Annotated in this window: 12 protein-coding genes and 1 rRNA gene; 4 read left to right on the top strand and 9 right to left on the bottom strand. The window is 59.6% G+C overall.

Annotated elements, in window-relative coordinates:
• Window position 1 precedes the first annotated feature (1 nt).
• The 4 genes from H3T89_RS07735 to H3T89_RS07750 all read left to right on the top strand — a co-directional run bounded on the left by H3T89_RS07735 (window position 2) and on the right by H3T89_RS07750 (window position 7,859).
• Complete coding sequence (locus tag H3T89_RS07735; protein ID WP_198216724.1) at window positions 2–3,460, top strand: FtsX-like permease family protein; 3,459 nt, start codon at window positions 2–4, stop codon at window positions 3,458–3,460.
• A 104-nt stretch (window positions 3,461–3,564) separates the two neighbouring features.
• Complete coding sequence (locus H3T89_RS07740) at window positions 3,565–6,396, top strand: ABC transporter ATP-binding protein/permease (RefSeq protein ID WP_198216725.1); 2,832 nt, start codon at window positions 3,565–3,567, stop codon at window positions 6,394–6,396.
• 110 nt (window positions 6,397–6,506) lie between these two features.
• The gene (locus tag H3T89_RS07745; RefSeq protein WP_046323574.1) at window positions 6,507–7,349 is read left to right on the top strand and encodes a formate/nitrite transporter family protein; all 843 of its coding nucleotides are present in this window, start codon (window positions 6,507–6,509) and stop codon (window positions 7,347–7,349) included.
• 123 nt (window positions 7,350–7,472) lie between these two features.
• On the top strand, window positions 7,473–7,859 hold the full coding sequence (locus tag H3T89_RS07750) for a nuclear transport factor 2 family protein (protein ID WP_232348548.1): 387 nt from the start codon (window positions 7,473–7,475) through the stop codon (window positions 7,857–7,859).
• 82 nt (window positions 7,860–7,941) lie between these two features.
• On the opposite strand, the gene ptsP is transcribed toward H3T89_RS07750, so the two are convergent.
• The 9 genes from ptsP to rrf all read right to left on the bottom strand — a co-directional run.
• Window positions 7,942–9,555, bottom strand: coding sequence for a phosphoenolpyruvate--protein phosphotransferase (gene ptsP, locus H3T89_RS07755; protein ID WP_198216726.1), 1,614 nt, complete (start codon window positions 9,553–9,555; stop codon window positions 7,942–7,944).
• Entirely contained in the window at window positions 9,552–9,812 is a 261-nt protein-coding gene (locus tag H3T89_RS07760; RefSeq protein WP_015021069.1) for an HPr family phosphocarrier protein, read from the bottom strand. Before H3T89_RS07760 ends, ptsP begins: the two co-directional genes overlap by 4 nt.
• A gap of 10 nt (window positions 9,813–9,822) precedes the next feature.
• On the bottom strand, window positions 9,823–10,572 hold the full coding sequence (gene alsE, locus H3T89_RS07765) for a D-allulose 6-phosphate 3-epimerase (protein WP_015021068.1): 750 nt from the start codon (window positions 10,570–10,572) through the stop codon (window positions 9,823–9,825).
• A 26-nt stretch (window positions 10,573–10,598) separates the two neighbouring features.
• The gene (locus H3T89_RS07770; RefSeq protein WP_015021067.1) at window positions 10,599–11,717 is read right to left on the bottom strand and encodes a PTS fructose transporter subunit IIC; all 1,119 of its coding nucleotides are present in this window, start codon (window positions 11,715–11,717) and stop codon (window positions 10,599–10,601) included.
• Window positions 11,718–11,754: 37 nt separating this feature from the next.
• The gene (locus tag H3T89_RS07775; protein ID WP_015021066.1) at window positions 11,755–12,066 is read right to left on the bottom strand and encodes a PTS fructose transporter subunit IIB; all 312 of its coding nucleotides are present in this window, start codon (window positions 12,064–12,066) and stop codon (window positions 11,755–11,757) included.
• A gap of 39 nt (window positions 12,067–12,105) precedes the next feature.
• Window positions 12,106–12,570: a PTS sugar transporter subunit IIA gene (locus H3T89_RS07780; RefSeq protein WP_015021065.1), complete on the bottom strand. Its 465-nt coding sequence runs from the start codon at window positions 12,568–12,570 to the stop codon at window positions 12,106–12,108.
• The gene (locus H3T89_RS07785) at window positions 12,570–13,043 is read right to left on the bottom strand and encodes a PTS sugar transporter subunit IIA (protein WP_198204149.1); all 474 of its coding nucleotides are present in this window, start codon (window positions 13,041–13,043) and stop codon (window positions 12,570–12,572) included. The genes H3T89_RS07780 and H3T89_RS07785 overlap by 1 nt, the downstream gene beginning before the upstream one ends.
• Window positions 13,040–14,542 carry a BglG family transcription antiterminator gene (locus H3T89_RS07790; protein WP_198216727.1) on the bottom strand — a complete coding sequence of 501 codons (1,503 nt, stop codon included), beginning with the start codon at window positions 14,540–14,542 and terminating at the stop codon, window positions 13,040–13,042. Before H3T89_RS07790 ends, H3T89_RS07785 begins: the two co-directional genes overlap by 4 nt.
• A 493-nt stretch (window positions 14,543–15,035) precedes the next feature.
• A 5S ribosomal RNA gene (gene rrf, locus H3T89_RS09225) occupies window positions 15,036–15,120 on the bottom strand; the annotation flags it as partial.

Consider the following 15,120-nt stretch of genomic DNA (forward strand, 5'->3'; position numbering starts at 1 on the left):
GATGCAGCCCGTCAGGAAGGTGCTCTGGCACGACATCCGGGTCTCCCTGCGCAAGTCCCTGGGACGGTTCATCTCCATCGTCTGTCTGGTGGCGCTGGGCTCCTTCGCCCTGGTCGGACTGAGCGTAACCGGGCCGGACATGCGGCAGGCCGGCAACGCCTACCTGTCCAGCCACCATCTGGCCGACCTGATGGTCATCAGCAGCTACGGGCTGGATCAGGAGGACCGGGATGCCATCGACACCGCCCCGGGCAACTCGGGCATCGAATACGGGTATCTGAAGGATGTGGCGCTCAAGGGGACCGACAAGAGCCTGCGCATCTACTCCGCCCCCGACCGGATCTCCACCTACGAGCTGGTCGACGGATCCATGCCGGCCAGGCCTGACCAGGTGGCGGTCGACACGGCCCTGGCCGGGAGCCACCCCATTGGCAGCAGCATCCAGGTGGATGAGAAGGCCGACCAGCTGGGCAGGAAGGTCCTGAGGCACCACAAGCTGCGCGTGGTGGGCACGGTCAGGTCGACTGAGATCCTGAGCAAGGTCAACATGGGCCCTTCCACAGCCGGATCCGGTTCCCTGGACTCCTACGCTGTGACCACACCTAAAGCCTTCGACTCGGACGAGTACATGATCGCCCGCCTGACTTTCAAGGACCTGGACCGGATCCGGGACCACTATTCCGACCAGTACATCCAGGCCTTGCAGACCCACAAGGACGACCTGAACAGGATTCTGTCAGGACGCCCCACCGCCAGACTGAACGCCATCAAGGCTCCTCTGCAGAAGCAGCTGGACCAGGGGCAGGATCAGGTGGACCAGTCCAGAAAGGAACTCGAAGGGAACAGGCAGCAGCTGGACCAGGCCAGGAAGGATCTGGACCAGGGTGCCCAGAGCATCCAGTCCGCCAAGAACCAACTGGCCGCCAGGACGGTGCAGGCCCAGGCGGCAATTGACCAAGGGCAGCAGGAGGTGGATCTGAGCTCGGCCGAACTGGCCAGAAAGCAGAAACAGTACCAGTCCTCCGCCAGCCAGGTGGACCAGGGCAGGCAGCAGGCCGACCAGGGACAGCAGGCCATCGACCAGGGACAGACCAAACTTGATGGTTCCCGCCAGCAGCTGGAGGGCGGCAAGGCCCAAGCCGACCAGGCTGTAGCCCAGGCCCAGGAAGCCCAGAAGCAATGCAGACAGGGCATAGCACAAGTCAGCGGCCTCATTCAGGCCATCGACGCCCAGCTGGCCGCCCCCGGGCTGACCCCCCAGCAGCAGGACGAGCTCAACCGCAGGAAGACCGGACTCCAGGCCCAACTGGCCGAGCTCAACCAGCAGTCACCGCAAATCGACGCACTGGTAGCCAAGGCCAAGGCGGGCCGCGATGCCTTCATGACCAACCAGTACACCCCCGGCATGTCCCAGATTGCGGCCAACCAGTACACCCTGGACGCAAAGCGCCAGGAACTGAGCCAAGCAAGAACCAAGGTGGAGGAGGGCGAGCGCCAGCTGGCCCAGGGTAAGGCCCAACTTGATCAGGGGTCCGCACAGCTGGCCCAGGGCAGGGCCAAGCTAGCCCAGGCCCGGCAGCAGCTGGCCAGCAGCCATGCCTCAGCCCAGGGGCAGATCGACCAGGCCCAGGCCATCCTGGACCAGAAAACCGCGGAGTACCAGACCAAACTGGACAAATTCAACCGGGAGAGCCCGGACGCCCAGAAGAGGATCGACGACTCCCAGGAAAAGCTGAACCAGGCGGCCGACCAGCTGAGCCGACTGGAAAAGCCGGTCTACGCCCTGGACTCACGCCGTGAAGCGCCCGGCTCGGAGGGCTACAAGGTCTACGCCTCCGTCTCCTTCATCGTGGACTCGCTGGCCAAGGTCTTCCCCTACTTCATGTACCTGGTGGCCGCCCTGGTCACCTTCACCACCATGACGCGCTTCGTGGACGAGGAGCGAATCAACGCCGGAACGCTCAAGGCCCTGGGCTACAGGGACCGGGATGTCATGGCCAAGTTCCTGGTCTATGGCGGAGCGGCTTCCGCCCTGGGCGCGCTTCTGGGTATCATCGCCGGCCACACCCTCCTGCCCTGGATCGTCTACCAGGCCTATGCCCACGCCTTCGACATGCCGCCCATCCACTACGGCTTCCACCTGCCCATCACCCTCTTGGCCTGCCTGCTGGCCTTCCTGAGCGCCGTGGTTCCGGCCTTCCTGAGCGCCTGGCGGGAGCTGCGCGAGAAGCCGTCGGCCCTCCTTCTGCCCAAGCCGCCCAGCGCCGGTTCGAAGATCTTCCTGGAGCGCATACCTCTGATCTGGAACCGGCTCAACTTCACCCACAAGGTCACCGCCCGGAACATCTTCCGCTACAAGCAGCGGATGCTGATGACCATCTTCGGGGTCTGCGGATCGGTGGCCCTGCTGATGGCGGGATTCGGCGTGCAGGGATCCATCTCGGCCATCAACGAGCACCAGTTCGGCCAAGTCATTCGCTACGACCTGATTGCCGCCGAGAACAGCCAGGCAACCACCGACCAGCGTCAATCCATCAAAAAACGGCTGGAAAAGCCCGATGTGAGCCGCTCCCTGAACGTGCGTTACGAGGAGATGAGCAAGACGGCCGGCCACAACGCCGACAAGCAGTCCATCACCATGATCGCGCCGGCCAGCGCCGAGCACCTGGACGACTTCATCCGCATGGACACCCGGTCCGGGCACAAGCCCCTGAGCCTCAAGGGCGACGGCGTAATCCTCTCCGAGCGGATCGCCCAGCTGACAGGGACCAAGGTCGGCGACAGAATCACCCTGCAGGATTCAGGCGGCAGGGACAGGACCATGCGGGTGGACGGCATCTGCGAGATGTACCTGGGGCACTTCGTCTTCATGAGCCCATCGGCCTACAGGACCGTCTTCCGCCAGGACTTCTCGCCCAACGCCCACTTGGTCACCTTCAAGGACTCGAGCGCGGAGAACACCAGAAGGCAGGCCGCCTCCTTCATGCGGATCGACGGAATCCAGGGGGTGGTGCAGAACACGACCCTGATGAGCCAGATCGACACCGTGGTCAGGTCCCTGAACATGATCATGCAGGTGCTGATCATCGTGGCCACCCTGCTGGCCCTGGTCATTCTCTACAACCTGACCAACCTGAACGTGGAGGAACGGATCCGCGAGCTGAGCACCATCAAGGTGCTGGGCTTCTACGACCGCGAGGTGACCATGTACATCTACCGGGAGACCATCCTCCTGTCGGCCATCGGCGTCCTGGCCGGGTACGGGTTCGGGGCCTGGCTGCACCACTACATCATCACCACCGTCCCTCCGGACAATGTCCTCTTTGACCCCTCCATCAGCTGGGTGGCCTTCGTCGTGCCTTTGGTCATGATCACGGTCATCACGGCCGGCCTGGGCTGGATGGTCAACAACAAGCTCAAGCATGTGGATATGCTGGAGGCCCTCAAGTCGGTGGACTAGGCCATATCGGCATTTACCCATTCTGATGGCGTAAGCTGGCACTCCAAGAGTCCATAAGTCCATGTCATTAAAGCCATTGAGAATCCAGAAAGCGGAGGACGACGGTGCTGCAGATCGAACACATCTCCAAACAATACAAAACAGGGGACTTCGTCCAGCAGGCCTTGAATGATGTCAGCGTCAACCTGCGCGACAACGAGTTCGTGGCCATCCTGGGCCCCTCCGGCTCCGGCAAGACCACCCTGCTCAACATCATCGGCGGGCTGGACCGCTACGACAAGGGCGACCTGATCATCAACGGCACCTCCACCAGAAAGTACAAGGACCGTGACTGGGACTCCTACCGCAACCACACCGTGGGCTTCGTCTTCCAGAGCTACAACCTGATCCCCCACCAGAGCATCCTGTCCAACGTTGAGCTGGCCCTGACCATCTCGGGCGTGCATCGGCAGGAGCGGCGGGAGCGGGCCAGGAAGGCCCTTGAGCAGGTAGGGCTGGGCCAGCACGTGAACAAGCGGCCCAACCAGCTCTCTGGCGGGCAGATGCAGCGGGTGGCCATCGCCAGGGCCCTGGTCAACAACCCCCGCATCCTCCTGGCCGACGAGCCCACCGGAGCCTTGGACTCCGAGACCTCCATCCAGATCATGGACCTGCTCAAGGAGGTGGCCCAGGACCGGCTGGTGGTCATGGTCACCCACAACCCCGAGCTGGCCCACCAGTACGCCACCAGGATCGTGGAGCTGCACGACGGCTCCGTGATCAGCGACTCCGACCCCCTGCCCGACGACCAGGTGCCCATTCGCCGGGCCCGCCACCGCACCTTCGGCAAGGCCTCCATGGGGTTGCTGACTTCACTGTCGCTGAGCTTCAACAATCTTCGAACCAAGAAGGCCCGAACAGCCCTGACATCCTTCGCCGGATCCATCGGCATCATCGGCATCGCCCTGATCCTGTCCGTATCCACTGGGGTCAACCGCTACATCGACAGGGTGCAGCGGGAGACCATGACCTCCTACCCCATCACCATTCAGGAGCAGTCCTTCGACCTGAACAAGATAGTGGACTCCGCCCAGGAATCCCAGAAGGAGGCCAAGGCCCACAAGGATCTCAAGGCCATCCAGCCGGACGACTCCAGCATCAAGGGGGCCTCCAGCCTGACCAGCAGCATCACCCAGAACAATCTGACTGACTTCAAAAAATACTTGGACAATCCCAAGAGCGAAATCCACCAGTACGTGGGGTCCGTCGGCATCCAGTACTCCTACGCCACCAAGTTCTCGGTCTTCGGGCACGATCCGGACGGCAAGCTGGTCTCTGCAGACAAGGTGACCATGGGCGGGCAGGACGATGCCGGCTCCACCGCCAGCCAGATGGCCACGGCCAACACCGACAGCGACATGGGCGACATCCAGTCCATGCAGATGTCCTACCTGACCGGCAAGACCGAGAAGAACAAGGCCCCGGAGATCTTCGGCGAAATCATGCCGGGAGCCAATGCCAAGACCACCATCAGCAAGGTGGTGACCGACAACTACCAGGTGGTGAACGGCACATGGCCAAAGGCCAAGGATCAGGTGGTCCTGGTGCTGGACAAGAACAACCAGATGCCCGTCACCAGCCTCTACAAGCTGGGCATCCTCCCCTCCAGCCAGTACACCGACATGATGAACAAGCTCAACAGCGGCCAGGAGGTCAAGGTCGACACCAAGCCCATCGAATACGCCAATGCCATGGACCAGAAGCTCTCCCTGGTGCCTGCTGCGAACCAGTATGCCAAGGGGACCGACGGCCACTACCACTACATCGGCGACAGCACCGACCAGATGTCCAAGGCCGCCGACCAGGGTCTGCAGCTGCATATCGTCGGCATTGTCCGTCCCAACCAGGGGGCCAAGGCCACGCCACTCAAGGTCGGCGTCGGGTATACCCGCCAGCTGACCGATTATCTGATCGACCAGGCCAAGACCAGCCCCATCGTCACCGACCAGGAGGCCGACCAGGGCCACAGCGTCCTCAACGGGATGGCCTTCGCCCCTGCCGACGATGCCGTCAAGGCCAACGATGCCAAGGCCTACATCGCATCCCTGGGCGTCAGCCAGAAGGCCAGCATGGCCCAGGAAATCATGAAGGGCTCGGCAGCCATGGCCGGCCAGGAGACCCAAGCCCAGGGCCGGGCCGGGGCCGCTGCAAGAGCCCAAGGTTCTGCGGGCATCCCCACGGGGGCCTCAGCCGAACAGCAGACGGCCCAGGCCTTCGACCAGTACATCGCCACCGCTCCCCAGGACGCCCTGGTCGCCATCTACAACCAGTACGTCTCCACCGGCACCTACGCCGACAACCTGAGCGACTTCGGCCTGATCTCCCGGGACGCCCCTTCCCGCATCAGCATCTACACGGACAGCTTCGAGAACAAGAATTCCGTGGGCGACTCCATCAAGCACTACAACGACAAGGCCGCAAAGAAGAACCGGATCGTCTATACCGACTACGTCGGCCTGATGATGAATTCGGTCACCACCATCATCAACGTCATCACCTACGTGCTGATAGCCTTCGTCGGGGTCTCGCTGGTGGTCTCCTCCATCATGATCGGCATCATCACCTACATATCGGTTCTGGAGCGGACCAAGGAGATCGGCATCCTGCGCGCCATGGGCGCCTCCAAGCGGAACGTCTCCAACGTCTTCAATGCCGAGACCGGCCTCATCGGTCTTCTGGCCGGCCTGCTGGGAGTGGGCATCACCCTGCTGCTGATCATTCCGGCCAACAGCATCATGCACCACTTCATGGGAACCACTGAGGTCAACGCCGCCCTGCCCGCCTCGGGCGGGATAGCCCTGGTCATTCTGAGCGTGGTCCTGACCCTGATCGGCGGCCTGATCCCCTCACGCAAGGCGGCCAAGCAGGATCCTGCCACCGCCCTGCGCACCGAGTGATGCCGGCGACACTGGCAAAGTAGTGAATTCCCGCACAGTAGGGCCCTAAGGCCGGCCTTCCCCCGCTCGGGAATGCCATAATGAACCCCGTGAACGAGCAACCCAATCAAATGACAGATCAACAGAACAGACAGCCCCTCTTCCCCGGACGGGCCTTCATCAGCACCGTCCTGGACGTGGTCGAGAGCAAGAAGACCATGAGCGGCGCCCTGACCGGCAAGTACATGCAGCGGGCCACCATGGCCGGCCTCTTTGTGGGTATCTTCTTCACGGCCTTCTTCGTCATCATGGGTCAGGCCGGACAAAACCCCGCCGACCACGGCCTGATTCTGGCAGGTCGGGTCCTGGCGGCAACCACCTTCGGCTGGGCCCTGGTCCTGATCTACTACACCAACTCCGAGCTGCTGACCTCCAACATGATGGTGGTCACCATAGGCGCCTATCACAAGCGCCTGGGCTGGCTGGCCTCCCTGCGTATCCTGGTCCTCTGCCTTCTGGGCAACCTGGTCGGGGCCCTGATCGTGGCCGTCATCCTGCGATTCTCATCCATCGTCAGCGGTCCCACCCTGGACCAGATGCTGGCGGCCGCGACGACCAAGATCGGCTACGTCTCCGGCGGTCCCATGGGATTCGCCGACCTCTTCGTGCGCGGCATCCTGTGCAACTTCTGCATCAACATCGCCATGCTCATGGTCTACAACGGCAAGCTTTCCAACGACTTCACCAAGTGCATCATCATGGTCGTGGCCGTCTTCGTCTTCGCCTTCTGCGGGTTCGAGCACTCGATAGCGGATTCGGCTCTCTTCCTCATCCTGGGCGTCTTCGGGCGGGTCAACGCCTGGAAGGCAATACTGGTGGTCCTGGTGGCCATGCTGGGCAACTATATAGGCGGCGGCATCCTGATCGGTCTGAACTTCGCCACCATGAACGACGAGCGCCACTTCAAGGCCTGACAGCCCTTCCCGCCTGCTATCGTCCCTCACTCATCGGAGACCACAGATGTGCTTACGAGCCTGAGCGAAGACACCTATCATGAAGAAACTCGACAGCCTATGTACAGGCAGAAGCGGAGGTTCATGATGAGCGAGAGTGAGACGGCAGCCGACAAGTCCCTGGTGCAGGAATTCTACGACCAGGTCTTCAGCCGGGGAGATACCAGCAACCTCGACAGGTTCATGCGGGACGACTACATCCAGCACAACCCCACCTGCGCCGACGGGAAGGCGGGCTTCCTGAAGTTCATCAACGGCTTCCTGGCCCTTGGCCCGCAAATCGACATCATCAGACTGAACGGCGAGGACGACATGGTCTACGTCTTCTTCAGGTGCACACTGAAGAACGGCCATGTCAACAAGGTTTGCGACATCTACCGGCTGCAGGACGGCCAGCTGGCTGAGCACTGGGACATCATCGAGCACAATGTGGAAGACGTTCAGTCCCGCAACGGCAACGGCCTCTTCTGACCCTTACCCCGTCCCTCGACCGACCAGGCTGGTTCTCTTGCCTACGAACTATATGGTTCGTAGGCAAGAGAACCAGAAGGTTTCAGCTAGCGCGAATGGCCTCTCTGACCGGCAGAACGCTCGCCGGCGAGACCGAAAGCTCGTCCAGGCCGTAATCCAGGAAGGTCGCCGTAAGATCCCTGTCAGCACCCAGCTCGCCGCAGATCCCGCACCAGATGCCAGCCTGGTGAGCGGCATCCACGGCCATGCGGATCATGCGCAGGACGGCAGGCGAATGCGGGTCGGCAAACTGTCCCAGGTTGGGGTTCTGCCGGTCACAGGCCAGGGTGTACTGGGTGAGGTCATTGGTCCCGATGGAGAAGAAATCCACCTTCCGGGCCAACTCCGGTGCCATGACGACCGAGGCCGGGGTCTCGACCATGATGCCCACCTGGATGTCCTCCTTGAAGTCTTCGTCCCTACCGCGCAGCTCTTCCTTGACCTGGTCGATTATGGCTCTGGCCTGGTCGACCTCTTTGGTGGATGTGATCATGGGCAGCATGATGGAGATGTTCCCGAAGGCTGATGCCCGCAAGATGGCCCTGAGTTGCACCTTGAAAATCTCCGGCCGGGTCAGGCAGATACGGATGGCCCGATACCCCAAAGCAGGATTGGCCTCATGCTCCAGACCGAAGTAGCCGACCTGCTTGTCAGCTCCGATATCCAAAGTCCGGATGATGACGGGCTTGTCGCCCATTCTCTGGGCGACCTCCTTGTAGGCCTGGAACTGTGATTCCTCCGTGGGGAAGTCCTCACTCTCCAAGTAGAGGAACTCGCTGCGGAAGAGTCCGATCCCCTCGGCATCGTTGGCTTCAACCGCATCCAGATCCGAAGGCCTGCCGATATTGGCATAGAGATGGACCTCCTGGCCTTCCTTGGTTCTGGTGGGCTTGCCCTTGAGCTCCTGAAGCTGCTGCATGTGCTGCTGGAACTCCCGCTGACGGACTTTATAGGCTTCAAGGGTCTTCTGATCCGGGTCGATCAACACCAGACCCTGGCTACCATCCACAATGGCAGTCAGGCCCTGGTCCTCTGGTCTGGGATCCTGGCCGAGACCGATGACCGCAGGCAACCCCATGGTCCTGGCCAGTATGGCCGTATGGGAATTAGCCGATCCCTGGCTGGTGGCGAAACCCAGCACTTGCGAAGGATCCATCTGAGCCGTCTGGCTGGGGGCCAGGTCGGAGGCCATGATGATGGTTGGTCGGCCATCCCCGCTTCCCTGCGCACCCGAGCCCAGGTTGTCGATCAGACGCCGGGAAATGTCCTGCACGTCGGCGGCCCGTGCCTGCATATAGGAGGAGTCCATACCGGCGAACATGGTGGCAAACCTCTGAGCAGTGGCATCCACCGCATATTCGGCATTGACCTTGTCCGATTGGATCAGCCCCTCGACCCCTTCCACATAGTCCGGATCTTTGAGCATGAGCCGGTGGGTGTCGAATAACTCGGCCTTGTCCTCGCCGAGTTTGGCAGCGGTATCCTCCCGGATCCTGGCCAGCTGATCCATGGAGACCTGCTGGGCCTGGTGGAATCGTTCAATCTCGGCGTGGGGATCATCGACGGTGCGCCGCACCACCTGCCTGGCCTCCTCCAGGACCTTGACGGGCCCTATGGCGATGCCTGCCGAGACGCCGGTGCCTCTCAGCTCCCTCATAGGTTCTCCTTGAAGAAGCTTTGGAGCTCCTCGACGGCCTTGTCCTGGTCCGGGCCATCCACGCTCACAGTGAGCGTATCGCCCTGCTTGGCCCCCAGGCCCATGACCGCGAAGATGCGTTTGGCATCCGCCTTGTTGCCCTTGTCATCGAGAGTGATGGCGGACTGGTACTTCTGCGCCTGCTCGACCAACCTGCCTGCGGGTCTTGCATGCATGCCCTCAGGATCGGAAATGGTTACGGTGAATTCACTTGCCATATCTACCTCCTCAGTCTTCGCTGACGTAACGGCCATTGTCGAACCGGTATCCTGTGGACTGTTCATACTCGTGGACCATCTGGTCCCAGGAATCCTCAATCCTGTCAGTAAGTCCGAATAGCCCGGAACGGCCGATCACATAGATATCGGGATCGGCATCGGATATCAGCTTCCAGTGGGCCAGGTTGGTGGATCCGTCCATCTCAATCTGATAGCCATAGCCGTGCTCGTCGCGCAGTTTGCGCAATTGGACGATCTTGTCCAGGCAGACCGACAGGAAACGCTGACCGGCGAAGCCCGGATCGATGGTCATGATGGTCACCTTGTCCAACAAATCGATGTAAGGAAGAATGGTGTCGACCGGGGTCTCCGGGTTGAGCACCATGCCCGCTTTAAGACCCGCATCATGAATCTGGTCGATCAATCGGAACGCCACGCCGTTGGACACCTCCGCTGGCATGCAGATCATCTCGCACTTGATATCAATCAGCTGCTGAACCCAGAAAGGTGCGTCAGTCACCATCAGGTGGGCCGACATGGGCAGATCTGAGATCTTGCGCGTCTGCTCGATAAACCAGGGCGACAGGGTGATGTTGGGCACGAAGTGGCCGTCCATGATATCGATGTGGTAGAGGTTGACTCTCTCGTTCAGAAAGCTGATCTGCTCCTTGAACTGGTCCAGATCCATGGTCATCAGCGAGGGGGCCAGCTGAATTTGCCGCGGGCGCTTGGTCAATGTTGGTGTGCTTGTTACTGTCATTGTGAAATGTGTGTCTTTCTGTTAGTTCAGATGACCTGGATGTCGTCCAGGTCGAGGTCCTCTTCGTCTTCGGCCGCTGCTGCAGCAGGCTCGGCGGCGTCTTCAGGAATCGACTTCTTGATCAACGCATAGACGATGCCGGTCACCAGGACGTTGGCAGCGATGGCCAGCAGTCCAACCCACCACTTGGCACCCATGGTGGGGAGCATCAGGAAGCCGCCGAAAGGCACGGTGGCGCCCTTACCGTTGGATAGGCTCATCAGGATGGCGCCTTCGCACATGCCGCCCAGACCAGCGGCGACGATTCCCCTCACCAGATCGTTCATGACAATGGGGATGGATCCCTCGACGATGTTCACAACACCCATGGGCACAGCCGACTTGAGGGTCTCCACCTCCTCATGGGTGTAAATCCGCTTGCGCAGAAGTTTGGCGACCAGATAGGCGAAGCCGAAGCCGATGGGGGTGGCCGTGTTGGTCAGCTGCAAGGCAGTGACAGGACCGTTGATGCCCTGGGCTTGCAGCGTCAGTGCAAAGGCAAAGGCGGTCTTGTTGATGGGGCCACCGAAGTCGACGATGCTCAGCGTGCCCAGAACGGCGCCGAAGATGAGGTTGGAGGCCCCGTTCATGCTTGTCAGCAGGTTGGTCAGCCAGGTGGTAAACCAAGCCACAGGGGTGCCGATGATGTAGACCATGATCAGTCCGCTGGCCAAGGAGGCCAGGAAAGGCACGATCAATGTGGGCATAAGTCCCTTGGCCCAGCTGGGTACTTTGACGTAGCGCAGCACAGCGTAAGCCAGCCAGCCGCCAATATAGCCGCCGATGATGCCGCCGATGAAGCCAGCGCTGATGGCTACGGCCGCCAGACCGGTCACGAAGCCGGGCGCAATCCCTGGCTTGCCCGCAATCGAGAAGGCGATGCCTGTGGCAATGATGACCGGGAGAAGTCCCAGTGCCTTGCCGCCCAGGGTAGCCAGGGCCTGGAAGAAGTCGAACTTCCCCATGACCAAGGTGTCCTGGGCCTTGCCTCCGAAGGCCATGCCGATGGCGATAATGAAGCCCGCACCACAGACGATGGGGATCATATAGGAGATGGCCGTCAGCAGATGGCCCTTGAAATTGGCTTTCTTCCAAAATTCTTTCATGATGACTTCCTTGTCCACATGGTTGGTTGCATGGTTTCTACTTACCGACGATTTCGTGCAGTTTGGCAATCAGCTTGTTGGGCGACTTGATCGCCGTCTCAGTCGAGACCTTGACGGTCTTCTTGCCCTGGAACCGCTCTTCGTCAGCTATTTTGATGTCAATGGCCAGAATGACCACATCCGCTTGTTTGATGTCCTCTGCGGTCAGGGCATTCTCGATGCCGATGGTGCCCTGGGTTTCGATTTTGATATCGTCGCCGGCCGCCTTGGCTGCATCCTCCAGCTTCTGCTGGGCCAGATAGGTATGCGCGATGCCGATGGTGCAGGCTGTGACTCCAACGATCTTCATGATTAATTCTCCTTTGCTGTTATTCGATTAAGTGACAAATCATCTGGTCAAAGCTGACACGACCTGGTCGGTGTTCTGGGCCTGGAGGAGGTCGTGTACCACATCGGCCTTGGCCAGTTTCCTGGCAAACTCCGAAAGCAGCTGCAGGTGTCGCTTTGAGCCCTCGTCATCAGCACCTACGGCAAACAGCACCACAACTTTTGCTCCGGTGTCGTCCAAGGATTCCCAGGGAATTTCATGATCCAGCACTGCAATGGCGACGCCGTTCCTGCGAACAGTGTCACTGCGGCCATGAGGGATGGCCACATGCTCGCCTATGCCTGTCGCGCCCTGGCCTTCACGCTCGTACAGGGCCTTCATGAAGGCCTCTGGCGAATCGATGTAGCCGGCATCATGAAGCCTGTGGGTCAGCTCGTCGAAGACCTCGTCCTTGGTCTTCGCTTTAAGTCCCGTCACCACGGTCCTCTTGTCGATTGCCTCGCCAAGTGATGCTGCGTCCACCATCATTTCCCTTCTGTCGTCAATATCTGTCGAACATCCGTGATCGAACCTGTTCCTAACAGGTCCAGAACCCTCTCACCACCCATTCGCCGGTAGAGGTCACGCAGATACTGCAAGTCCTCCATCGAGGGATTCTGCGGGATGAGGGTGAGCAAAAGTCGGGATACTTCATGCAATCCGTCCCACTTGGGAACGGGTCGGGAAAGCCCCAAGTAGAAGAGCACGCATTCATCGACGAAAGGTCCCTGCGCGTGCGGATTGGCCAGATGGTCTGCAATGACTGTGCTGCCCGAGACCTCACGGGCAAGCAGTTCCTTTGCTAGGAGATCGACAGACCTGATGATGCCCTTGGACTGCAAATGTCTGCATATGCAGACGAATAGGGCATGCATCGACTCCTGGCCTGAGGATGCCGTTGATGCGGAGTTTCGGATTCCGAAACCGCCAGAAGGCTCCTGCTCAATCAGGATCTTCATCGTCCGACCTCCCCGTAATGGATATGGTCGGCCATCCGCTCCAGCCGCTCCTGATCTTCGATGGTCAGCATGGCGCTGACGACCAGCGTCGGCCGCTTCAGCGCTTCAGACAGGGTAACTGTAGAGACCACGAGATCAGTCATCGGATACCGCTTCAAGGCCTTCTCTACATCTCTGGCAGCCACTGTCCCTATGACGTTCATATCGGAGAACCGCCGCTCGATTTTGGATTTCAGCAATTGAGCCGTGCCCAGCCCAGTGGTGCAAACCAGCAGGATGTTCAAGGGCCTGCTGAGATTTTCCACAGCCTGAGCGAAATAAACAGTGATGAAACCGATTTCCTCGTCGTCGATGACCGGGAGATGCTCGTGCTCCTCCAACTGGCGTGTGGCTTCCTTCACTGTACGGAACAGGTTCGGATACTCCAGCTTGATCTGCTCAAGAAGGTTGTTGTTGACTCTGATGCCGTTCTTCAACCTGTTAAGCAAGGGCTTCATATGCTTGGAAAGCCTGGCGAACAACTCGGACTGATCGATCTGCGCGTAACGAGGGTTCAGAGCGACCTGGTCGATCAGATAGCGCGTGGCCCGCCGAACTGGATCAGGCATGTCGTTGGCAGCCGAAAGATCATCCTCGATCCTTGAGGAAGCCAGATATTGGTAAAGATCGTAAACTTCGGCATCGGGCAGCTGTGCATCCAGATACATGTCCACGTTGGCAATGACAGCTCGGCAGACGTTCATGACCTTGGAACCATCATCGGCAATGGCGGCCTGCTGTTCCCCGGCTCGGTCCTCCATGAGAGCCCCAACACTGCGAAATCGCTCGATGAGGATATACAGATGGGTGAAGATGTTGACCCTATAAGGATAGGGAATCTCGGTGTGAAGCAGTTCCTCGATCAGATCCAGCTGTTTGTCGACAAAGGCCGCATCACGCTGCTCGATGTCCTGGTCGGACTGCATGAACCGTCTGTTGCCAGGCTGGCCTTCATTGACGAACAGACTGCCGATCGCCCGACGGATATCGGCCTCCTCACCATCGATCCAAACGAACCCGCTGACATGTTCGATGGAAAGCTGGAAGCGGCCAAGCATCAGTCTCAGGGAACGAAGATCGGTCGCCACGGCAGAGTCACCGATAAAGTATTTGCCCCAGAGCTCGGTCACCCTGTACCGCTGCGGCGCCGTGAACAAGAGTCGCTTGACAATCTCATCCCGCCGCTCTATGGACGTCAGACGGCTGACATCGACATTGGCCTGGCCGATCACAAATCCTGAATCACCGAATGACAGCGTCTCGGGGTTCTTAAGGCGATACCCGCGCCCTCTCTTGGATTCGATAATGGTCACGGGCCGGTATTGCTCGTTGATCTGTTGGACAGCTCTGGTGATGGTTTTAGTCGAGACCTTGAGCGCATGGGACAACTCGGAGCCGCGCACGTAATCGCGCCTGTTGAGCAGATAGCCGATTAACGACTTCTTGAACCCGGTCTCCATTGCCCTTGGACCTCCTTTACGTTTAGGGTAATGTGGCCGCTTTCGGCATAGGGCGGTGTGTGATATTCAGCCTTGTCCTTTGTCTGCGGACTATGTGCTGAACATCAGGGAAGCCTGCAAAACCAAAAAAGGCGGAGAAGTTGCTGAAATACGTCGTCGTCGACAAGTATCAGCATCATGTTGTATACATAAGGATTCGATGGTATCCGCAACTAAATAATGGTTCCACAAAATGTCTGCCACGGGACATGTTTCAAAGTGCATCATAGGAGTGAAGTCGTATTTGATAGCTGCTTCTGTTGCATACGAACCTTTATGGCGTGGTACGCGCTTATTGGCGTGTTGGTCTGTGAAGCACTCGGCCATGGCGTAGTGCTCTTCCAGGTATGGTGGCGGCGTACAGATAGTGGTGTTTTGCTGGGTATAGGACGAGGGAATACAGTAAAGGCCTCTGGTGACCGGTGTCATCAGAGGCCTTTACTTTTTCGTGTATTGGCGGCGGTGTGCTACTCTCCCACACTCTTCCGGGTGCAGTACCATTGCCGTGCTGGGTCTTAGCTTCCGGGTTCGGAATGGGA

It is taken from the genome of Bifidobacterium sp. W8114 (genome assembly GCF_016101165.1).
Lineage (GTDB): Bacteria > Actinomycetota > Actinomycetes > Actinomycetales > Bifidobacteriaceae > Bombiscardovia > Bombiscardovia asteroides.